Origin of the sequence: Rhodococcus sp. (in: high G+C Gram-positive bacteria) (genome assembly GCF_049286785.1) — a bacterium.
Classification (GTDB): Bacteria; Actinomycetota; Actinomycetes; order Mycobacteriales; family Mycobacteriaceae; genus Rhodococcus_F.
The window spans coordinates 1-21150 of record NZ_JBAQEO010000496.1; the positions used below are offsets into that span (position 1 = coordinate 1).

The window sequence follows — 21150 nt, forward strand, 5'->3', positions numbered from 1 at the left end:
CCCGAGATGACGCACGCGGTCGCGTTCGATCCGAAGCCGGAGGTCGCCCGTGACCGTGTGGGACGGGGTGAACGAGAGGTGGTCGTCGATGCAAAACACATTCCAACTCGGTGACGCACCCGCTCCAGACTCGATGAACGAGTGCAGTTTGCGCAGGGGAACCGTTTTGGCCCGGGCGATTCCGGCCATGTCCACGATCGAGCCCACGACGCAGTCGCGGGGCCTCGGATCGTCGAGACGGCTGGTGGGGTGGGTCGACGCCACAGGACCGACCCTACTTCACGGGGGCGAGTTTCGGCCGAATGTCGCGGTCAGCCGGAAAATCCCATGTCCGAGCTGAGCGCTGCCGCCGCGGCGAGCACACACGGCACCGCTTGCTCCCGGAACTGTTCGGGCGTGTTGCGGGCGGACGATGTCGAGCAGGCCACGACGCCGACGACGGCGCCTGCCGCATCTCGTACCGGAGCCGCGAGCGAGATGAGTCCCTTCTCGAGCTCTTCCGACGTCAGGGCGTAGCCCTGCTGCCGAACCTCGCGCAGTGTCGCCTTCAGTTCGGGTGCGCTGCCGATGGTCTCGGGCCCCAGCTTCTCGAACGTGGATTCCGCGATCACACGCTCGACCGTGTCGTCGGGCGCCCAGGCCAGCAGCGCGCGCCCCATCGAGGTGGCGTAGGCGGGGACGCGCGTACCGACCGACACGTTGATGCTCATGATCCGTCGCACCGGTACGCGTGCGGCGTACACCACGTCAGGACCGTCGAGCACCCCGAGAGAGGCGGACTCCTGGGTTTTGTCTGCGACCTCGAGGAGTCGGGGCATCGCGGCCTCGACCAGCGCATGCGACTCCGAGTAGTGCTGGCCGATGCTGAGGACGCGCGGAGTGAGCGACCAGCGGCCGTTCGACCCGGTGACGTAACCGAGCCTCTGCAGGGTGAGCAGGATGCGGCGCACGGCCGGGCGGGAGAGGTTCGTCTCCACAGCAAGTTCGGCGAGCGTGGGGTTGGGGCGCTGAGCGTCGAAGGCGAGTAGAACCGCGAAGCCCCGTTCGATGCTCTGGATGTAGTCGCGGTCGTTCTCGGACATGGCGGTCTCCATCGGGGCTCGGTCTGCTCGGACGTGGGGTTGACATTTCAATGTGACTGCGCGCACAGTAGATGCGTACGCACAGCGGGATGATAGTACGCACAGCGTACACCCCGCAAGGCGTTCGACACGAGAACCGCCCCCGCGTCGGCAGAAACCTCGATAAGAGAAACCTCCCGCCCCCTCGTCGCCCAAGGAGAAATGATGACCGCCACCGAGACTCCCACCGCAGCCGGCTCCGGTACCGCTGCCACCGACAAGTTCAAGTCCGAGCGCGTCACCGCGGACACCTCGCCCGAGCGTCTCGCGGCGATCGCCAAGGACGCGCTCGGCGCGCTCAACGACGTGATCCTCGCGCACGGTGTCACCTACCCCGAGTACCGCGTCTTCAAGCAGTGGCTCATCGACGTCGGCGAGGGCGGCGAGTGGCCGCTGTTCCTCGACGTGTTCATCGAGCACTCCGTCGAAGAGGTGCTCGCCCGCAGCCGCAAGGGCACCAAGGGCAGCATCGAGGGCCCGTACTACATCGCGGGCTCGCCCGAACTGCCGTCCAAGTGCACCCTGCCGATGCGTGAGGAAGACAAGAAGATCACCCCGCTCGTCTTCTCCGGTCAGGTCACCGATCTCGAGGGCAACGGCCTCGCGGGTGCGAAGGTCGAACTGTGGCACGCCGACAACGACGGCTACTACTCGCAGTTCGCCCCCCACCTGCCGGAGTGGAACCTGCGCGGCACCATCATCGCCGACGACGAGGGCCGCTACGAGATCACCACGATCCAGCCCGCGCCTTACAAGATCCCGACCGACGGCCCCACCGGCCAGTTCATCGAGGCGCAGAACGGCCACCCGTGGCGTCCGGCACACCTGCACCTCATCGTGTCGGCGCCCGGCAAGGAGTCGGTGACCACGCAGCTGTACTTCAAGGGCGGCGAGTGGATCGACAGCGACGTCGCGTCGGCGACCAAGCCGGAGCTCATCCTCGATCCGAAGGCCGGTGACGACGGCAAGAACTACGTCACCTACAACTTCGTCCTCGATCCCGCCTGAACCGTTCCGCAGAAAAGAAGGTGAATCGATGACCGACCTGTCGATCGTTTCCATCGAAACGACGATTCTCGACGTTCCTCTCGTACGTCCCCACAAGTTCGCCACCACCTCGATGACGGCGCAGCCACTTCTGTTGGTCGCCGTCAGGACCGACGGCGGTATCACCGGTTACGGCGAGGGCGTCGTCCCCGGCGGACCATGGTGGGGCGGCGAATCGGTGGAAACGATGCAGGCGATCATCGACCGCTACATCGCGCCGCTGCTGCTCGGGCGCAGTGTCGACGACATCACCGGAATCCTTCAGGACATCGAACGTATCGTCGCCAACGCCCGCTTCGCGAAGGCCGCCGTCGATGTGGCATTGCATGACGCCTGGGCCCGCAGCCTGGGCGTTCCCGTGCACACGCTACTCGGCGGCGCCTTCCGCGACAGCGTGGATGTGACCTGGGCGCTCGGTGCCGCACCCGCCGAAGAAATCATCGAAGAAGCGCTGGGCAAGCTCGACGCGGAGATGAACTACAGCTTCAAACTGAAGATGGGCGCACTCGATCCCGAGGTCGACACGCAGCGCGTCGTGCAGATCGCGCGGGCGCTCGAGGGCAAGGCCGGTGTCCGTATCGACGTCAACGCCCGCTGGGACCGGCTCACGGCGCTGAAGTACGTGCCGCGACTGGTCGAGGGTGGCGTCGAACTCATCGAGCAGCCCACTCCCGCCGATCAGATCGAGGTCCTGGCCGAGCTGAACCGCCTGGTGCCGGTGCCGGTGATGGCGGACGAGAGCGTGCAGACCCCCCACGACGCCCTCGAGGTGGCCCGGCGCGGTGCCGCCGACGTCATCGCGCTGAAGACCACCAAATGCGGTGGCCTCAAGCGCAGCCGCGAGGTGGTGGCCATCGCGAAGGCCGCCGGCATCGCCTGCCACGGAGCCACCTCCATCGAGGGTCCGATCGGGACGGCCGCGTCGATCCACTTCGCCTGTGCGGAGCCGGGAATCAACTTCGGCACCGAACTGTTCGGTCCCCTGTTGTTCAGTGAAGAGCTGCTCCAGAAGCCGCTGAAGTACGGTCAGGGCAAGGTGTATCTGCCCGAGGGGCCGGGGCTCGGAGTGGAACTGAACATGGACGCCGTGAAAGCCTGGACCCGGAACTAACTCCCTCGGGAAACAAGGAGAACCACCGAATGGCACTTTTTCACGTGCGGATGGACGTCAACATTCCCCGCGACCTCGACCCGGAGGTGCGAGCCGAGACGGTGTCCCGGGAAAAGGCGTACTCACAGGAACTGCAGCGTTCCGGGAAGTGGCCCGAGATCTGGCGCGTCGTCGGAAAATACAGCAACATCAGCATTTTCGATGTCGACTCGGCGGATGAACTCCACGAGATTCTCTGGAATCTGCCGTTGTTCCCGTACATGGACTTCGAGATCACCGCGCTCACCAAGCACGGGTCGGACGTCAAGTAGGCCTACTTCTGTTGCGCAAGGAGCCGGTCGACGGCCCTGACACTGAGGACGTGCTCGAGGGCCATGGTGGCGCTGCCTACCACTCCGGAGCGTTCGCCGTGCGTCCAGGGAAGTATCTGTAGCTGCTGGGTTGCTACCGCAATCGCATTGCCGTAGAGGGTCTCCCGCAGTCCCGCCACGAACGTGTCGTAAGCCTGTGCCATGTCACCGCCGACGATCACCACTTCGGGGTTGAGGAGATTGACGGCCCCCGAGAGGACTTCGCCGATCCGACGCCCACTCTCGCGGATCATCCGCCGGGCTGCGGCATCGCCGGACAGCGCCAGTGCGATCACGTCACGGATATGGGTGACGCTGCGCCCCTCTTCCTGCAGGGTGCGTACGAGCGCCCACCCGCCGGCCACCGCTTCGATGCACCCCACATCACCGCAGCGGCACACCACACCTTGTGCCGCTGCGGTTTTCGTATGTCCGATCTCGCCGGCTGCGCCGAGTGCGCCGCGCTGAAGGACGCCACCACAGACAACACCCGCGCCGAGTCCGGTGGACGCCTTGATGAGGAGCATGTCGTCGAATCCACGACGCTCTCCGCGCCGTTCTGCGAGGACCATCACGTTGGCATCGTTGTCGACGAACACCGGCGCGTCCGCTACCTCGGCCAGGAACGGCTGAAGCGGAACCCCGTCCCAGCCCGACATCATCGGTGAGTTCAGGCTGCATCCGCGTCTGATGTCGACGGTTCCGGGAAGGCTGATACCGATGCCGACGATCCGGCTCGCCGACTCGCCGAGACTCTGGCGCAATGCGATCAGGCGCTGCGCGATGACGGGCATCAGTTCTGCCGGACTTGTGCCGATCTCCTGTTCGACGTCCTCCGCCACGAGCACGTGGCCCGCCAGATCGCAGATCGCGAGCTGAGTGCGGCTTCGCCCGACCGCGGCCGACAGGACGATTCCGGCGCCCACGTGGAACGAAAGCTTCACCGGCGGTCGTCCACCTGTGGAGACGCCCTCTTCTCGTTCGACCACCAGCCCGGAGGCCTGCAGCGACGCCACCCGCGCGGCGACGGCGGTACGCGACAGCCCGGTGAGCCGGCCGATCTCACTTCGGGTGGTGGCCTGACCGGTTCTGATGAGTGCGAAGACTTCGCCACCCGTTGCCGGTGTCGTCGGAGAGGGTGGCGGCTGCATGCAGGCCATTCAACCAACTCGGGGGCGGGGCGACAACGCGAGCCGGTGCCCCGTTGGAGGCACGGACTTGCAGTTATCGCTGCGCATGCCGGTTGGTCGTCCTATCGTGTCCCACGGGGCAGATGTTCGATCCTGCGACCGAGGGGACATTATGCGAACGCGAAAATCGACCGTATGGCACTGGGATGTCAGTCGGCAAGCCCGACTGGTGTTCTTCCTGGCGCGCGCCGTCATCAAACCGCTGTTCACGATATGGCCGATGACGGATCGGGGTATCGAACTCCTCGACTACATCGACGAGCTCGTCGACAGACTCCCCAGACCCCGAGGCGTGGAGATCGAGACGATCACGCTCGGGGGAGTGCCGTGCGAGAGGATCACCCACCCGCACCAGGCCACAGGCTCCCTCGACGGGTCCACGATCCTCTACTTCCACGGTGGGGGATTCGTGTTCTGTGGTCTGGCCACCCACCGCGCGCTGTGCGGACTACTTGCCGCACGCACGGGTGCCCCGGTGGTGTCGGTCGAATACCGTCAGCTTCCGGAGTCCGCGATCGGGGCGTCACTGATCGATGCCATGACCGCATATACCGAAATTTTGAGGGAGTGCGACGACCGCACGAAGGTGATCGTCGCGGGTGATTCGGCGGGTGGATACCTGGCGATGAAGGTGGCCGAGATCGCGGCATTGCGCGGCATCACGCGCCCGGCAGCCGTCATCGGATATTCGCCCCTTCTGAACCTCGACCTCGAAGTGCACGACCCCCACTTCATGGAGCGGGACGCCTATCTGCCGATGTCGCAGGTGGTCAAACTCAAGGACCGTTGGCTGGCCGGCCCCCACGAGATCCCCGGGGCGCAGTCTCCGGTGAACGCCGACCCGGCCCTGTTTCCGCCGGTCTTCCTCACCGCTGCCGAGTACGAGATCATGCGTCCGGATGTCGAGATCCTCACGGAGCGATTCGAAGATGCGGGACGGCACATCGAAACTCACCTCTGGAGCGGGCAGGTGCACGCGTTTCCCGTCATCGGTGAGGTGTTGCGCGAGAGTCGCACGATCATCGGCCTGACCGTCGAGTTCGCCGATCGCGCCCTCGCGGGAGCGAAACGGCACTCGGCATAACAGGCCTGCCTCTGCCGGGTCCTTGCTGTAAAGGTCTCGGACCCAAGCTGTTCCGTCACGCCAACGACGTCGGTGTGACATAGTCGTCGGATGGGAACTCGCCGTCGACCACGGCCGTCACCACGGTGTTGTGCAGCGTGATGGCCCCTCCGTGGTTGTCCAGGAAGGCGGTGTCGGCGGCGTCACGGCCGGTGGCGATGCGAATCAGTGATTGCCGCGGCGCCAGTTGCGTCGCGTCGACCACCCGCCATTCGGAATCGACGAATGCCTCGACCACGGCGTGGAAGTCCATCGGATCGCACCCCGGAGCATAGACGGCGACCAGTCTGGCCGGGATCGTCACCGCCCGCAGCAGCGCCACGGTCAGGTGGGCGAAGTCGCGACACACCCCCGCGCCGGACATCATCGTGTCCACCGAACTGTCGGTGGGCCTGCTCGACCCCGGCTGATACAACAGCCGGGACCTGACCCAACTCGTGATGTCCTGCAACAGCTCCGGGTGCGGCTTCGAGAGGTTGAACTCCCCTCCGGTGAAGCCGAAGAACTTGTCGGACTCGGCATAGCGGCTCGGCCGTAGATACTGCGAAAGGTCGTAGTCCGTCACCACCGGTGAATCTGCCTTGCCCACAACGGTTGCCGCATACTCGACCCGCAGTGCCCCTTTCGGTGCCTCGAGGAGATGGATACGAGTTCCGTTGTCGACCAGAACTTCCCGTGCTTCGAGATGGTGTCCGTCAAGGGTGAACGACAACGACTCCGACACGTCGAGGCCCGAATTTTCGGCCACAGCGATCTGGAATTCCATACTGCTGGCGTCCGTGACCTCGATGTCGAGAATGGCGGCGACGTGACGTTTCATGCGCCCATCCTGACATCCCCGGCGCAGCGGTGCAGTGCCGGGCCGATGCGGTTGCGCCGTCAGCCCGCTACCGGGACGCGCAACCACTCCACCAGGTCGTCGAGGACCCGCTGTTTCTCCGGCTCGTTGTACACCTCGTGGTACAGACCGTCGTAGATCTTGACGGTCAGGTCCTCGGAACCGACGTGCTCGGCGATGAGTTCGGTGCCGCGGACGCTCGCGAGTCCGTCCTCGCGCCCATGCTGGAGCAACAGGGGGATCCTCAGAGACGGCAGCCGCTCCGCAAGTCGCTCGGCGGCGAGGATCATGCCCCGGGCAATGCCTGCGGGGACCTTCCCGTGGTGCACGAGCGGATCGTTCTGATACGCGGACACCACCTCGGGATCGCGGGAGATGAGGGTCGCGTCGAGTGTCTCGACGGGCACTCCCGGAGCGAATCGGCCCACGAGCTTGCCGATCTCCACCACCATCCTCGGGGTACCACTGGTGACGTCGACGGCAGGTCCCGACAGCACGAGCGCCTTCAGGTCTTGCTGGTGGTCGAGTGCATAGGTGAGCGCAATGGCCCCGCCCATGCTGTGCCCGAGCAGGTAACGGTCGGCACCCGGCCAGTCCGTCGTCGCGATACCGAACAGTTGGTGCAGGTCGTCGGTGAATTCCGACCAGTCCTTCAGGTGCACTCGTTTGCCGCCGGACCTGCCGTGCCCGCGATGATCGGGAGCGTAGATCGCGAGGTCGAGTTCGCCGAGTCGTTCGATCACATGGTCGTAGCGTCGTGCGTGCTCGCCGAGACCGTGACACAGAACCAGGACACCGCGAGGTTGGCGTTCGGGGAGCCATACGTCGTACACGATGGGTGTTCCGCCCACGCCGGCGAACGATGCTTCTCGATGTTGCATAACTTCAGATCATCGCACGCATCGAGCACTCCGACAGAAAAATATGACCCGCAGCCTGCGAATAGTTCGCTGACTGCGGGTCATCTTGGTAGCGGGGACAGGATTTGAACCTGCGACCTCTGGGTTATGAGCCCAGCGAGCTACCGAGCTGCTCCACCCCGCGTTGCACTATTTACAGTACACCCTTTCGGGAGGCGCCTTGACCACCCCGGCTGTGGGATGGACTACATCAGCCGGAACTGCACCATCTCGATTGAGTTCTCGATGGCCTCCGAGACCGCTCGGGTGCGTTCGTCGGCGCCGGGTGCAGCGAGGATGTCGAGACGGTCGGCGTCACCCATCGGAACGTACGTCGCGATTTCGTAGAGCCGGGTGCCGAGCGAACCGCGGAAACCGGCAACGACCGGTACCTCGGGCGGGGGATTGTCGGTCTGCAATGCGAGCCGCCGGAGCAGGCCGTACAGGAATTCGAGGCGCTCGACGAGAGCCGGGAACTCGTAGTCGACAGTCTGGGTCCCCGTGTTCTCATCGGGCCACAGTTCGACCTCTGCGATCGGATACGGATTGTCGGGTAACCATTTCGACACCCTGATGCGTTCTTCGGTGCGGCAGAACAACTCGTACTGTCCGTCGCCGATCGCGGCATGCGATTCGATGCGGGCAATGGTTCCCACGTCGTGCCTGACGTCGCCGCCGCCCACTTCGCGGCCGCGTGCGATGAGGACGACACCGAACCGGGGTCCGTCGGGGGCGGCGAGGCAGTCGTGGACCAGCTCCTGGTACCGGGGTTCGAAGACGCGCAGCGGTAGCGGTTGACCGGGCAGCATCGCCGAGCCCAGCGGGAACATGGGGAGCAGTGTCATCAGGGGATTCTCAATCGGGGTATGGGCGTCGCCGGCAGGGGGTCGACGCGATCGATCTCGTCTGTGAGGTGTTCGGACCACATGAGGAGGCCGGAGATGTCGAGTCCGTGGGGTGCCTCCACCTCGTAGTGTCGGATGCGGTTGTGGCCTTGCTGTAGCAACGATCGTGCACCGGTCTTGTTACCACGCATCAGGTGGGTGAGCGCCGCCGCCAGTTGCGCGAGGCCTTGCCACAATTGCCGCTCCTCTTCGGGGGCGATCCTCCAGGTGCCTTCGAGGACCTCATGGGCGTGGAAGGGCATGCCGTGATCGAGGAGCCGCTGGGCCTCGGTAATCGATTCGTCGGGTGGAAGTCGCAGGTCGTCGGGGACTTGCGGCACGCCTTCGGCGTCGTGCGGTAGAGGGCGGCCGAGTTCGTCGCGGGGTCGTGCGTTGAGCGGTTTGCCTGTCGCGTCCCTGTCCCGATCGGCCATGGATCCAGGGTAACGCTCAGCTGCGACGCGGCGAAGCATCCGCGACGCCGGCTGATATCCGTGTGGTCACTTCGTCGCGGAGCGTTCGGCTGCCTGCGGATCTCAGGTGAACACTGTGGTCCCTGTAGTAGAGGTATCGGCCGTCCTCTGCCACATCGAGCCAGGTGAGTTCGCCGAGCACCGGCTCGTCGAGTCCGCTGCGTGCCCCGCGGATGCAGATGTAGCCGATTCCGGTGCGGGGACGAGTGACGATTCTGCGGAGCAGGACTCCATCGGACGATTGGGCGTTCTGCAGCACCGTGACGCGTTTGGTTCGTTCGTGGACTTCGTCGGGGTGCGCTGTCAGTGACGGTGTTCGTCCGGGCGGGCAGTCGGGTAGGTCTCTGACGAGGTGGTGGGCGAGCCATTCGGTGTCGGAGGCTGTGTTCGTTCGGATGTGGATGTCGCCTCTGCTGTCGTGGCTCGGCACCTGCTCCGCGGTGACGCAGACGGGGCCGCGGACGCTGCCACGTCGGCGGACTCCCGAGTCGTGGTCCGAGGGTGCGAACACCGTGACGGAGAGTTGGGGGTGTCGCAGTGCTGAGACCGCGGCGAGGAGCTTCGGGTCGGCGAGAGTGCGTCGCCATTCGTCGAGTCGTTGTTGCTGAACCGAGTATGCCTCATCGGTTGCTGCTGCCGACCGGTGTTGCAGGGGATACGGCATGCGGTCGAGATCAGTTGCCTCCCAGAGACACATGAATTGTGCTGACGTCAGTTGCCAGTTCATGCGCCGATGACCGGTGGCGCGACCGGGTCGAGGGTGCCGATCAGCCCGTTGCCGTTGTCGATGTTGATCAGGTAGCTGGGTGTCTGGTGTTCGGTGTCGTTGTCCGTACCGCCGGCGCCTCGGCCGGGTGCTCCCATCATGGTCGGCCCCATTCCCATTCCGGGGCGGCTCATGCTCGGTCTGACGGGTGTCGCCGCGGTCGCTACTGCTGCCGCACCGGCCCCCGCTGCGGCGCCGCCGGGTGGAACGGGACTGCCCGGGACCACGGGGTTGGTTGCGTCGGAGTTCTTCTTGTCGTTGTCGTTTCGTCGTCGGGTGGGTGATCCGGCGCCGCCGAAACCCGAGCCGCCCGACCCTGTCCCCGAACCGCCGAATGCAGCGGATCCAGTGCCGTTGCTCGACCCGAGACCGGATTCGTTCTGCGCTGATGCGGCCGAAGTCTGTGTCGGCGAACCCGCCGATCCCGATGTGCTCTGTCCAGCAGCACCTTCCGCACCTGCCGTGGTGGTAGCGGCTGAGTCGTCATCGCCGCTCTGGCCGTCGACGGATTCTGTATCCGTGGCGGCGGTGGAATCGCCACCCGCACCAGTGGGTGTGCCGGAGCCGGTCACCGAGCTGAAGGGGGAGGAGTCGGGGCCGCCACCACTTCCCGATGGCACATAAGGTGCCGGGAGTTGGGGCACGTTCGTTCCGACGTCCCGATAGTTGGGGACGTAAATCGCCTCGAGCTTCCGGACAGCTTCGAGTCGGGCCGCTTCACGTGCTGTTTCGGATGATTCGGTTGCGAGTGGGCTCAATGGAAGCTGGCTGACCGACAGGGGCGCTGCGGGTTGGGGTATCGAGGCTTTGACGTCGCTCGCCGCGCTACTCAGTATGTCGAGTTTGACGCCGATGGCCTGGACCCCGGAGGTTAGCTGATCACTCGCCCCTGCGAGCCTCTTTGTTGCTGCCAGTGCTGCATCGGCTGCTGTGCCGCGCCAACTTTCGGCGATTGTGCTGCGGAGAAGGGCGAATCCAAACCCGATGGGAAGTGACGCGGCAATGGCGTGACAGGCCTGTGCGAGCTCACCGATGACACTGGGATCCATCTCCTGCGTCTTTGCGTACATCTCTTCGTGAGCGAGGCCCGCGAAGCTTTCCATCGTGGTGATGTACGGAGGATCGATGTCGTCCGTTCCAAGCTTCTCAACTGATTCTTGGAGTGTCGTACGGCGTTGTTCCCCTGGTCCATTCGGCAGGAGTGCTTCAAACAACGGGGCAAGTCGATCCTCGGGAGGCATCGGTTATTCCCCCTTCGGAAGGAATGGTTCGAAGATACGGGCGGTGTCCTCGAGTCCAGCGCACCACTCGGATTCCGGTGAGGGTCCCGCGGAGTCCTTCAGGATTATCCGTGACACGATGAGAATGCCGTATGCAGTTTTCATCGAGACTGAGCACTCGTCTCGCACATCCGGTTGCCAATCGAGCAGTGCTCGACGGCCGTTGATTTCAATTGCTTCGGCAAATGCCTTCGTCTTCTCCTGTTCTTCTGCAAACGAGATGTTTCCGGAAAGAACGTTCAAGCCGTACAGCCGCTGCGGAGTGTCATAGCTACACCCGAGGAAGGTGTACGAATCGGGAGTGAAGTCGGCAGTCTCTTCGCTTTTCGGGTCGTAACCGGCCTCGACCAGCGTGGCGTCGGGCAAGTCGAGACAAGGATCGAAAGTCACCTGGGGGCGGTCGGATTTGTCGACGTACCTGGGTTCCCGTGTTGCGTTCGACGAAGCGACAGGGTCGGTCACCCCGCCCGGGGCCTCCGTATTGCAGCCGGCCAATGCAAGCGCAGTCAACGTGATTCCGATCCGAATAATCGCTGTGCTTCTCAAAGAATTGCCTCTCGAACCGACCCGAGTGCTCGTCCGATTGCGCTATCAACGTCCGCGAAGTCCTCGCCTCCGGACGCAAAGGTATCCCGCATCAGTTCAACAGTGTCCCGAAACTGCTTCAGCCGATCGACCACCGATCCCGAGCCATCGGCGCCGTTGAACTTCTCGCTGTACTTCTTCTCGAGCTCCCGAGCAGAGTCGAATCCGCCAAATCCCGTGACCTTACGGAGCCGATTTGTCTTCTTGAGTGCGTCGTCCAGCTGCTCGATCATCGCGTCGCAGATCCCCACGCATCGCTCGATCGCATCATCCTCGAGACGCAATGTCATGCTGATTCCCCCGGTGTTCGACTGGACCCCCACGGTCGCGTGCGGGAATGCTACCGCACCCGCGCGTCAGTCGTCGTTGCCGCTCGTGGGTTCGATGAAGGGCAGTGGCTTCGGTAGTGGTGGTGCCGTAGATCGATATCGGTGTCCGGTGGGTGTGCGGATAACCATCACGTGGAGTTGGCCGGGTTCTCGGTGTCCGCTGGCGGTCCAGCCGGCGCCTTGTTTCGCGTAATTGCAGGCAGCGCAGAGTCCGGCGCCGTTGTCGGCGGTGGTGCGGCCACCGGATCCGTGGGAGTGGATGTGGTCGTGGTGGCGGATCGGGGCGTCGCACCAGGGGGTTCGGCAGGTGCGGTCGCGCAGGTCGATCAGCCGGGCCAGACCCTTGGGGAAGATCCGGGCTCGGGACTCGGTGGCGGTCAACGCCCCCGTGTCCGGGTTGGCGTAGATCTGCCGCAGCAGCGTCTCGGTCTCCGACTGCTCGGCGGCGTTGCGGATCCATTGCTTCGCGAGGGCCGTGGGTACCGGACCGTAGCCCTGAACGTGGGCGGGTTCGCTGCCGTCGCCGAGCAGTGCTTGGTCGGAGATCACCAGGTTCACGGTGATCGGGGGCATCGCGGTGGCGTCGGAGAGTCCGGTGACGCGTTCGACGAGCAGGTCGGCCATGATCTGGGCGCGGGTGCGTTCGTCGCCGGCGGCCACGAGGGTGTCGGCGTCGCGGCCGAGGGTGGTGTGGACGGCGACGCCCTGGGCGACAGGCAGCAGGGCGGAGACGTAGGCCATGGTGTCGGGGGCGGGCCGGGATGCGACATGCCGGTCGCCGACGGCTTTGCGGGCGCGGCGGACCATGGCTTCGACGTCGAGGTCGGCGGCGGCGGCTCTGGCTTTGGCTTTGATGGCGTTATCGCCGAGTCCGTTCAGAGTGGCCGGATCGGCACAGAGGACTGCATCGACGGTGCTGCGGTCTTCGCGGGTCAGGCACGCGGTTTCCTGCACCAGCAGGGTGGCCCGCCATTCGCTGAGGGCACCGGTTTCGAGTCGGGCGAGGGTGTGGGGCATTTCGTGGACCAACGCGATCGCGAATCCGAGATGTTTGTCGCCGCGGGAGGGTGCGTCCCGTCGAGCCAAGGCCACCTGGTTGGCAATGCCACGCCCTCGCTGCGCCATGGGCAATTCGGCCCTGGACGCCCGGATCGAGGTGTTCAGATCCGCGGTGACCCGAGCCTGCGTTGCCGCACACACGGCCTTGACTTCTTCCAGCGCGCCCAACACGTCGATCCGAGCGGCATCGTCGAGATCCCGATCCCACTGCCGCAGGGCGGCGGCTATCTCCGCAAGATTCACCCCGACCCCCCGACTGTCGAATCCCCCCGGATCGAACATGTGTTCTAGTCTAACCGTCGTTCGTACGACAAGCAAGACCGAATCGGCGAACAGTGAAGGTGGCAGGGAACTTTCGCGAAGGTGACTACACCGCACCGACCATGCGCATGGCGAGGTCGGCGTAGAGATCGGCGACGACCTCGGGCTCGGAGTAGGCGCCGGCGGGGAACCAGCGGCAGATGTCGACGCAGAGCGACATGAGTGCGAGCGTGACACCTTCGGCGTCCGGTACTGTGAATTCGCCTGTTGTCACCCCTGCTTCGACAGCGGACCGGACGAGTCGAGTGATCTTGCGGCGCAACGTAACGACGTCGCGGTAGTGCTCGGGCGTGAGGGCGTTGAGCTCGTATTGAACGACACGCGCCTGGGCGTGGTGGGTGGCCTGCCAGATGGCGAAGGCGTGAATGAGGGCTTGCAGGCGAACGGACGGCCCCTCGTCGGGCAGATCTGCGTCGGTCAGGGCTTCGAGTGTCTCGGTGTGCCCCTCGAAGCTGATTGCGAACAGCAGCTCTTCCTTGGATCGGTAGTGGGGATACATCGCGGCCGGGCTCATGTCGAGACGCGAGGCGATCTCTCGGGTGGTGGTGCCGCCGTAGCCGCTGGCAGCGAAGGCGTCGACCGCGGCGGCGCGAATCCTGGCGGCAGCCTTGGAGGGGCTGATCACCGGGTTCGGTGATTGGCTCATGTCTGTCTCCATCGTCGGCTGGTCGCGGTTGACATTACCGCGCCGCACCTTCAATATAAGCAACTGCTTAGAAAATAAGCGAGTGCTTACAATCCAGTTTCGAGTTCGAATTCGAGAAGGAGCGGTCATGCGACGCACCCTGTACGGCCCCGATCATGAGGCATTCCGCGAGTCGGCCCGTGAGTTCGTGAACCGCAACATCACGCCGGTGGCCGAGAAGCTGATTGAGCAGCGCTTCATCGACCGCGAGATCTGGCTCGAAGCCGGGCGCGCAGGCTTTCTCGGCCTCGAGGTCCCGGAAGCGTACGGCGGAAGCGAGGCCGGAGACTACCGTTTTAATGCGGTTCTCGCCGAAGAACTTTCGCGGGCGAGTGCTGCCGTGTCGTCAAGCTTCGGTATTCATGCCGACGTCGTGGCGCCGTACCTCGTACAGCTCACGACAGAGGAGCAGAAGCAGCGCTGGCTGCCGAAGTTCTGCACCGGTGAACTGCTCACCGCCATCGGTATGACCGAGCCCTCCGGTGGTTCCGACCTCGCCTCGCTCAAGACCACTGCGGTCAAGGACGGCGACGACTGGATCATCAACGGTTCCAAGACGTTCATCACCAACGGCTACAACGCCGACCTCGTGATCGTCGCGGCGCGTACCAGCCCGGAGAAGAAGTCCAAGGGCATCACCCTGTTCGCCGTCGAAACGGGTATGGAGGGCTTCGAACGCGGCCGCAAGCTCGACAAGGTCGGCCAGCACGAGTCGGACACCGCGGAACTGTTCTTCGAGAACGTGCGTGTGCCGTCGGCCAACATCATCGGTGAGATCGACCGCGGATTCATCCACATGATGGAGATGCTTCCACAGGAACGCGTCGGTGCCGCCGTCTCGAACATCGCGCATGCGGCGCCTATCCTCGAGGAGACCATCCAGTACGCCAAGGAGCGCAAGGCCTTCGGCCAGCCCATCGGCTCGCTGCAGTGGAACAAATTCCTCCTTGCCGATCTCGTCACCCGCGTGGAGGTGACCCAGGCGTACGTGGACAACTGCGTTGCCGCCCATGCCGACGGCGAATTGACCGCGGTGGATGCTGCGAAGGCGAAGTGGTGGACCGCGCAGGTGCAGAACGAGGTTCTCGATCACTGCGTCCAACTGCACGGCGGCTACGGCTTCATGACCGAGTACCGTGCTGCACGTGCATGGATGGATGCGCGTGTCACCAAGATCTGGGCGGGCTCCAACGAGATCATGAAGGAACTGATCGGCCGCGACCTCGGTCTCTGACCCGCACCACCCCGACGACGAAGGAGTCACCTCACCATGTCCGTACTCGACAAGTTCAGCCTGACCGATCGGGTGGTCGTCGTGACCGGCGCGTCGTCGGGTCTCGGGGTGTCGTTCGCGAAGGCGGCAGCGGAGGCCGGCGCCGACGTGGTGCTCGCCGCGCGACGCACGGATCGTCTCGAGGAGACGGCCGCGCTCGTGCGGGCGGCGGGCCGGGAAGCATTGTCGGTTGCGACGGATGTTGCAGACCCGGCTCAGGCGCAGAACATGATCGACGCCGCGATGGAGAAGTTCGGACGCGTCGACGTGCTCGTCAACAATGCCGGTGTCGGCACCGCTGTTCCCGCTACACGTGAGACGCCCGAGCAGTTCCGTCAGGTCATCGACATCAACCTGAACGGTTCCTACTGGGCGGCGCAGGCGGCAGGCAAGGTGATGAAGCCGGGCAGTTCGATCGTGAACATCTCCAGTGTTCTCGGCCTCACGACGGCGGGTCTCCCGCAGGCCGCATACGCCGCGAGCAAGGCGGGAGTCATCGGGCTCACGCGGGATCTCGCGCAGCAGTGGGGTGCGCGAAAGGGGATTCGGGTGAACGCCGTAGCCCCGGGTTTCTTCGAGAGCGAGATGACGGCGCAGTACCGGGAGGGCTACCTCGATTCGATGAAGCCGCGCCTGGTTCTGGGTCGTCTCGGCGATCCCGAGGAGCTTGCCGCCACCGTTATCTGGCTGGCTTCGGACGCTGCCGGGTACGTCACGGGTCAGACTATTGCCGTGGACGGCGGGATCACGATCACCTGACGCGTCCACTTGGGTGTCGCGACGGTGCTGGCGTATAAGTAGGAAATGACCACCCGTACCGCCCATGACGACTGGGACGATCAAGCTGTCCCGTCGATGGCGGCCACCGAGCTGCTGCGGGAGCCCCCGGCCACCGTCCGGGGGGCCCGCACGCGGGCCGCTCTGGTGGCGGCTGCACGCACGGTGTTCGAACGCTCGGGCTACCTCGATGCCCGGCTCACCGACATCACGAAAGAGGCGAACTGCTCGACGGGTTCGTTCTATACCTACTTCGACAACAAAGAGCAGGTGTTCGCTGCCGTTCTCGAGGTGGCGCAGGAAGACATGATGCATCCGGGAATGCAGCGGGTACAGGACACCGACGACCCGTACGCGGTGCTGGAGGCAAGTAACCGCGCCTACCTGGAGGCGTACCGTCGCAACGCCAAACTGATGGGCTTGCTCGAGCAGGTCGCCCATATCGACGCCGCGTTCGCGGACCTGCGACGACGACGTGCGGAAGCCTTCATCGTCCGCAATGCGCGCGGTATCGCGGAACTGCAGGCTCGGGGCATCGCGGACAAGAAGCTGGACCCGATGCTGGCGTCCCGGGCTTTGTCGGGAATGGTCAGCCGGCTCGCGTACAGCGTGTTCGTGGCGAACGAGAACGACGGCACTCCGGCCGAATTCGACGACGTCGTGTACACCCTTACCCGAATCTGGGCGAACGCACTCCGCTTCCCCGACGTCACCTGAACCCGACGCCGAATTCGGCTATTGTCGTGCAAGGCTGGGGCCCCAGTCGTCCCCTAGGAGGTATCTCGTGCAGTGTGCGCAGAAGGTCGCCATCGTCACCGGTGGTGGAGGCGGAATAGGTGGCGCACTCTCCGAACGGCTCGCAGCCGAAGGTGCTCGGGTGGTCGTGACGGACCTCGACGAGAATTCGGCAGCCGCGGTAGCGGATCGGATCAATGCAGCGCGTCCGGGTGCCGCCGTCGCCGTGGGCGCCGATGTCTCGGACGAAACCCGGATCGCGGCCCTCATCGAGACGGCGGAACGAGAATTCGGGCCGGTGGATCTATATTGTGCGAATGCCGGAGTCGCTGCCGGCAATGACCTCGAGCCCGACGAAGCAGTGTGGGACCTCGCGTTCGACGTGAACGTGCGCGCTCATATCCGCGCCGCCCGACTGTTGATCCCCGGCTGGATCGAACGAGGGGAAGGCTACTTCATCAGCACCGCCTCTGCGGCCGGACTGCTCACGCAGATAGGGTCCGCCCCCTACTCGGTGACCAAGCACGCGGCCGTCGGATTCGCCGAATGGCTCTCGGTCACCTACGGAGACAAGGGTATCCGCGTCAGCTGTCTCTGCCCCATGGGTGTGAACACCAAGCTTCTGGCCGACGACGCAGCACTGTCCGAGACAGCCGCACGGGCAGTCACGACTGCGGGTGCCGTCCTGGAACCGGCCGAGGTGGCCGAATGTGTGCTTGCCGCAATCGAAACGGAACAATTCCTGATCCTGCCGCATCCCGAGGTTCTCGAGATGTACCGGCACAAGGGGGCTGATTACGACCGTTGGATCCGCGGGATGCAACGCTACCAGGCAACGCTCCTCGCCCAGCGGTCCTGACACTCCGTTGGTGATGAGGGAAGCACGCGATACCGTTCGACTACATAGAACAACGAGCACGGAGGAAACTAGTGAGCCAGGAACGTAGAACTGCCATCGTCACGGGGTCGGCGCGAGGAATCGGCGCGGCCGTCGCCAAGCGGCTGGCGAGTGACGGACACGCTGTGGCGGTACTCGACCTCGACGAATCCGCCTGTGCGGCAACCGTCGATGCCATCAAGGCGGCCGGCGGCGAGGCCCTGGGCGTGGGCGCCAACGTTGCCGACGAGGAGTCGGTGGCTGCGGCCGTCGAGCGGGTGGCCGCCGAATTGGGCGCCCCTACGATTCTGATCAACAACGCCGGAATCACCCGCGACAACTTGCTGTTCAAGATGTCCGTAGACGACTGGGACGCCGTTGTGAACGTCCATCTTCGCGGCGCATTCCTCATGTCGCGCGCGGTGCAGAAATATATGGTGGACGCAAAGTTCGGCCGTATCGTGAACCTGTCGAGCACGTCCGCGCTCGGTAACCGGGGGCAGGTCAACTACTCCGCGGCCAAGGCCGGCATGCAGGGCTTCACCAAGACCCTGGCGATCGAACTGGGCAAGTTCGGCGTCACCGCCAATGCCATCGCTCCGGGCTTCATCGAAACCGAGATGACCGCGGCCACCGCCGAGCGCATGGGTGTCGGATTCGAGGACTTCAAGAAGGCTTCCGCGGCCCAGATCCCGGTGAACCGAGTCGGTCAGCCGGAGGACATCGCCCACACCGCGTCGTTCTTCGTGAGCGAAGGTGCCGGGTTCGTCTCCGGCCAGGTGGTCTACGTGGCAGGCGGACCCAAGGACTGACCGCGGGAACGACTGCTAACTGCCGTCGTTCTGCTTCTTCGCGTGCAGCTCCTCGAGGTTGCGTCGCAGGACGTCCTCGGTGTTCTTGACGGCCGTTTCGACGAACGGTTCGACAACGAGCCCGAGCGCCCTGCCGGCCAGACCCGCGGGGAGCTTGTACGCGAAGTCGACGCTGAGTTCGGTCTTGTCGGCGCCCAGCGCCGCGAAGCTCCAGGTGGAGGAATTGGCGGCGCTATCGAGTGATGCCAGCGTGATCACCCGGTGCTGCTCCCACTCGGTCACTTCGAGCCGTGACCGCAAAGTGGTCGGTCCGATACGTATCGCAGCGTTGAATCTCGACCCGAGTCCCTGATCGAACTCGCCGATCGGAGAGAATTCCGAGACGCCGAACATCCAGTCGGGAACTGTCCTGTAATCGTCGATGTACGCGAACGCGACGCCGATCGGTACGGCGGTGATCGCGGAATGACGGACGTGGATCATCGGATGGTCCCTGGCTCTCTGTGGGAGAAGTCTGTCGATCTGCCGACCTTGTTCAACCCTAGTCGCTCGGTGACGTGATCAAGGTAGAGGGCAGGTATCACTCGAACCTGCCATCCCGCCGCCCCTCGGCACATCGTGACCTCGATTCCGCTGCGGGGACGACGCGGTTCCGGCAGACTCGCCCCCGGGGGTGTGAGCCACGACACGTGCGCAGACGATCGGCGCTCCGTACTCACACCGAACCGCAGCGACATCCTCGCGGGCGCGAGGATCTGATCGAGGAGTGCGCGTGAAGACGAAAGCAGCAGTGATCAAGGGCGTAGGCATGCCGTGGGAGATCGAGGAGATCGACCTCGGAGATCCGGTGGCCGGCGAAGTGCAGATTCGGCTGGCGGCATCCGGGTTGTGCCATTCGGACGAGCACCTGCGCACGGGCGCCACACCGCTGCCGTCCTTCCCGGTTCTCGGCGGGCACGAGGGTGCCGGTGTGGTCACCAAGGTCGGTCCCGGGGTGTCGAACCTCGCGGAGGGCGACCACGTCGTGCTGGCGTTCATCCCGGCGTGCGGGCGGTGTCGTTCCTGCGCGAAGGGGCTGCAGAACATTTGCGACATGGGCGCCGGATTGCTCACCGGTCAGGCGATCGCGGACGGCGGTTACCGGGTGACCCTCGACGGCGCGCCCGTTCTGCAGATGTGCCTTCTCGGCACGTTCGCGCCGTATGTGACCGTCAACGAGGCATCCGTCATCAAGATCGAGAACGACATACCGCTCGACAAGGCGGCACTGCTGGGGTGCGGTGTCTCGACGGGGTGGGGATCGGCCACCGCGATCGGCGGAACGAAGGTGGGTGACACGGTGGTGGTCATCGGCGTCGGCGGCGTCGGTATCAACTCCGTGCAGGGTGCGGTGAGCGCCGGAGCGCGCTTCGTTGTCGCCATCGACCCGGTGGAGTTCAAGCGCCAGAAGGCCAAAGAGTTCGGCGCCACGCACGCGTTCGCGTCCATCGAGGAAGCGGCGGCGACGATCGGGGAAATCACCTGGGGCAGGATGGCCGACGTCACCATCATCACCGTCGGCGAGATCGAGGGCGAGATGATCCAGCCCGCGATGAGTATCACCGGCAAGGGCTGTCAGGTGGTGGTGACCGGCATGGGAAGTGCAATGGACACCCAGGTCACCCTCAGTCTCTTCGAGCTGACGCTGCTGCAGAAACGCTTGCAGGGCGCGATCTTCGGTGGTGTCGGTCCGCGGTCGCAGATTCCGGCACTACTCGACCACTACCGCAGCGGCGCCCTCAAGCTGGACGAGTTGGTGACCAGGACCTACCGGCTCGACCAGGTCAACGAGGGTTACCAGGACATGCTCGACGGAAAGAACCTGCGCGGACTGATCGTGTACACGGACGACGACTACTGATCCACCGGCACGCTCTACCGTAGGACCCATGACGGTAGAGGGCGCCGAGCGCCGCACTTCTTGGCGCGAGTACCCCGACCAGGGGCTGTCGAGGGTTCTTTCGGCAGCCCTTGCGGCGTTCGTCGAGAAGGGCTACGACGGCGCGTCGATCCGTGAGATCGCGTCACGGGCGGGACTGTCGGTTCCCGGTCTGTACCACCACTACCCGTCCAAGCAGGCACTGCTGGTGGGGCTCACCAATGCGGTGATGCGCGAGCTCCTCGACCGCAGTCGCGCAGCGGTCGAGGAGGCCGGCCCCACACCTGGGGAGCGGTTCGACGCGGTGGTGGAGTCGCTGCTGCGGTTCCACATGTACCGCCGTGAACAGGCGTTCGTCGCGTCTCGGGAGACGCGGAGCATGGAGCCCACGAGCAGGCAGGCGTACATCGCGTTGCGCGACGAGCAACAGCAGATGCTCGACGACATCGTGCGCGAGGGTGTGACAGCCGGCCTGTTCCGGACTCCGTTTCCCGAGGATGCAAGTCGAGCGGTCGTCACGATGTGCGTCGCGGTGTCCACCTGGTACCGCGAGGACGGCCCCCTGTCTCCGGACGAATTGGTGGAGCGCTACCTGGTGATTGCCCGGAGCACCGTAGGTGCCGTCGACTGACCCTTGACCCGCGTGGACTCCTGTGGAATGGTCGACTCCACTTCGACCGAGCGAGTGATCGGTCGG

24 protein-coding genes, 1 tRNA gene and 1 pseudogene are annotated in these 21150 nt (G+C 64.7%); 11 read left to right on the forward strand and 15 right to left on the reverse strand.

The window, feature by feature from the left end; all coding sequences use genetic code 11:
• Positions 1-189, reverse strand: a pseudogene (locus WAW17_RS17650) (glutamine synthetase); the annotation flags it as partial.
• Between the two features lie 122 nt (positions 190-311).
• Positions 312-1082: an IclR family transcriptional regulator domain-containing protein gene (locus WAW17_RS17655; RefSeq protein ID WP_422334231.1), complete on the reverse strand. Its 771-nt coding sequence runs from the start codon at positions 1080-1082 to the stop codon at positions 312-314.
• 204 nt (positions 1083-1286) lie between these two features.
• Here WAW17_RS17655 and catA point away from each other — a divergent pair, with 204 nt between their 5' ends.
• The 3 genes from catA to catC are packed head-to-tail and all read left to right on the forward strand — an operon-like array spanning position 1287 to position 3590.
• Positions 1287-2129: a catechol 1,2-dioxygenase gene (gene catA, locus WAW17_RS17660; RefSeq protein ID WP_422334232.1), complete on the forward strand. Its 843-nt coding sequence runs from the start codon at positions 1287-1289 to the stop codon at positions 2127-2129.
• A 28-nt stretch (positions 2130-2157) separates the two neighbouring features.
• Entirely contained in the window at positions 2158-3279 is a 1122-nt protein-coding gene (locus WAW17_RS17665) for a muconate/chloromuconate family cycloisomerase (RefSeq protein ID WP_422334233.1), read from the forward strand.
• 29 nt (positions 3280-3308) lie between these two features.
• Positions 3309-3590, forward strand: a complete 282-nt coding sequence (gene catC / locus WAW17_RS17670; protein ID WP_422334234.1) for a muconolactone Delta-isomerase — start codon at positions 3309-3311, stop codon at positions 3588-3590.
• A gap of 2 nt (positions 3591-3592) precedes the next feature.
• On the opposite strand, the gene WAW17_RS17675 is transcribed toward catC, so the two are convergent.
• On the reverse strand, positions 3593-4780 hold the full coding sequence (locus WAW17_RS17675; protein WP_422334235.1) for an ROK family protein: 1188 nt from the start codon (positions 4778-4780) through the stop codon (positions 3593-3595).
• 151 nt (positions 4781-4931) lie between these two features.
• Here WAW17_RS17675 and WAW17_RS17680 point away from each other — a divergent pair, with 151 nt between their 5' ends.
• Complete coding sequence (locus WAW17_RS17680) at positions 4932-5903, forward strand: alpha/beta hydrolase (RefSeq protein ID WP_422334236.1); 972 nt, start codon at positions 4932-4934, stop codon at positions 5901-5903.
• 55 nt (positions 5904-5958) lie between these two features.
• On the opposite strand, the gene WAW17_RS17685 is transcribed toward WAW17_RS17680, so the two are convergent.
• The 11 genes from WAW17_RS17685 to WAW17_RS17735 form a co-directional block, all read right to left on the reverse strand.
• Positions 5959-6762: a transglutaminase-like domain-containing protein gene (locus tag WAW17_RS17685; protein WP_422334237.1), complete on the reverse strand. Its 804-nt coding sequence runs from the start codon at positions 6760-6762 to the stop codon at positions 5959-5961.
• A 59-nt stretch (positions 6763-6821) separates the two neighbouring features.
• The gene (locus tag WAW17_RS17690; RefSeq protein WP_422334238.1) at positions 6822-7661 is read right to left on the reverse strand and encodes an alpha/beta hydrolase; all 840 of its coding nucleotides are present in this window, start codon (positions 7659-7661) and stop codon (positions 6822-6824) included.
• A gap of 86 nt (positions 7662-7747) precedes the next feature.
• A tRNA-Met gene (locus WAW17_RS17695) sits at positions 7748-7824 on the reverse strand.
• 61 nt (positions 7825-7885) lie between these two features.
• The gene (locus tag WAW17_RS17700) at positions 7886-8524 is read right to left on the reverse strand and encodes an LON peptidase substrate-binding domain-containing protein (protein WP_422334239.1); all 639 of its coding nucleotides are present in this window, start codon (positions 8522-8524) and stop codon (positions 7886-7888) included.
• Positions 8524-8997, reverse strand: a complete 474-nt coding sequence (locus tag WAW17_RS17705) for a DUF309 domain-containing protein (protein ID WP_422334240.1) — start codon at positions 8995-8997, stop codon at positions 8524-8526. The genes WAW17_RS17700 and WAW17_RS17705 overlap by 1 nt, the downstream gene beginning before the upstream one ends.
• Positions 8998-9013: 16 nt before the next feature.
• Positions 9014-9763 (reverse strand): ESX secretion-associated protein EspG, encoded by a 750-nt coding sequence (locus WAW17_RS17710; RefSeq protein ID WP_422334241.1) that lies wholly within the window; start codon positions 9761-9763, stop codon positions 9014-9016.
• Positions 9760-10905: a hypothetical protein gene (locus tag WAW17_RS17715; RefSeq protein WP_422334242.1), complete on the reverse strand. Its 1146-nt coding sequence runs from the start codon at positions 10903-10905 to the stop codon at positions 9760-9762. Before WAW17_RS17715 ends, WAW17_RS17710 begins: the two co-directional genes overlap by 4 nt.
• A 141-nt stretch (positions 10906-11046) precedes the next feature.
• The gene (locus WAW17_RS17720) at positions 11047-11628 is read right to left on the reverse strand and encodes a DUF3558 domain-containing protein (RefSeq protein ID WP_422334243.1); all 582 of its coding nucleotides are present in this window, start codon (positions 11626-11628) and stop codon (positions 11047-11049) included.
• Positions 11625-11957: a hypothetical protein gene (locus tag WAW17_RS17725; RefSeq protein WP_422334244.1), complete on the reverse strand. Its 333-nt coding sequence runs from the start codon at positions 11955-11957 to the stop codon at positions 11625-11627. The genes WAW17_RS17720 and WAW17_RS17725 overlap by 4 nt, the downstream gene beginning before the upstream one ends.
• 66 nt (positions 11958-12023) lie before the next feature.
• Positions 12024-13337, reverse strand: a complete 1314-nt coding sequence (locus WAW17_RS17730) for an HNH endonuclease (protein ID WP_422334245.1) — start codon at positions 13335-13337, stop codon at positions 12024-12026.
• Positions 13338-13422: 85 nt separating this feature from the next.
• Positions 13423-14022 (reverse strand): TetR/AcrR family transcriptional regulator, encoded by a 600-nt coding sequence (locus WAW17_RS17735; RefSeq protein ID WP_422334246.1) that lies wholly within the window; start codon positions 14020-14022, stop codon positions 13423-13425.
• 127 nt (positions 14023-14149) lie between these two features.
• Between WAW17_RS17735 and WAW17_RS17740 the strand changes: the two genes are divergently transcribed.
• The 5 genes from WAW17_RS17740 to fabG all read left to right on the forward strand — a co-directional run bounded on the left by WAW17_RS17740 (position 14150) and on the right by fabG (position 18535).
• Complete coding sequence (locus WAW17_RS17740; RefSeq protein ID WP_422334247.1) at positions 14150-15295, forward strand: acyl-CoA dehydrogenase family protein; 1146 nt, start codon at positions 14150-14152, stop codon at positions 15293-15295.
• Positions 15296-15331: 36 nt separating this feature from the next.
• Positions 15332-16093 (forward strand): SDR family NAD(P)-dependent oxidoreductase, encoded by a 762-nt coding sequence (locus tag WAW17_RS17745; RefSeq protein ID WP_422334248.1) that lies wholly within the window; start codon positions 15332-15334, stop codon positions 16091-16093.
• A gap of 45 nt (positions 16094-16138) precedes the next feature.
• Positions 16139-16828: a TetR/AcrR family transcriptional regulator gene (locus WAW17_RS17750; protein WP_422334249.1), complete on the forward strand. Its 690-nt coding sequence runs from the start codon at positions 16139-16141 to the stop codon at positions 16826-16828.
• Between the two features lie 67 nt (positions 16829-16895).
• Positions 16896-17705, forward strand: a complete 810-nt coding sequence (locus tag WAW17_RS17755; protein WP_422334250.1) for an SDR family oxidoreductase — start codon at positions 16896-16898, stop codon at positions 17703-17705.
• 71 nt (positions 17706-17776) lie between these two features.
• The gene (fabG, locus tag WAW17_RS17760; RefSeq protein WP_422334251.1) at positions 17777-18535 is read left to right on the forward strand and encodes a 3-oxoacyl-ACP reductase FabG; all 759 of its coding nucleotides are present in this window, start codon (positions 17777-17779) and stop codon (positions 18533-18535) included.
• 15 nt (positions 18536-18550) lie between these two features.
• Here the strand turns inward: fabG and WAW17_RS17765 are convergent, their stop codons facing one another.
• Complete coding sequence (locus WAW17_RS17765) at positions 18551-19018, reverse strand: SRPBCC family protein (protein ID WP_422334252.1); 468 nt, start codon at positions 19016-19018, stop codon at positions 18551-18553.
• Positions 19019-19307: 289 nt separating this feature from the next.
• Between WAW17_RS17765 and WAW17_RS17770 the strand changes: the two genes are divergently transcribed.
• Both WAW17_RS17770 and WAW17_RS17775 read left to right on the forward strand, forming a co-directional pair.
• Positions 19308-20435, forward strand: coding sequence for an NDMA-dependent alcohol dehydrogenase (locus WAW17_RS17770; RefSeq protein ID WP_422334253.1), 1128 nt, complete (start codon positions 19308-19310; stop codon positions 20433-20435).
• Positions 20436-20463: 28 nt separating this feature from the next.
• A complete protein-coding gene (locus tag WAW17_RS17775; RefSeq protein WP_422334254.1) occupies positions 20464-21084 on the forward strand; it encodes a TetR/AcrR family transcriptional regulator in 621 nt (206 codons plus the stop codon).
• Positions 21085-21150: the final 66 nt, after the last annotated feature.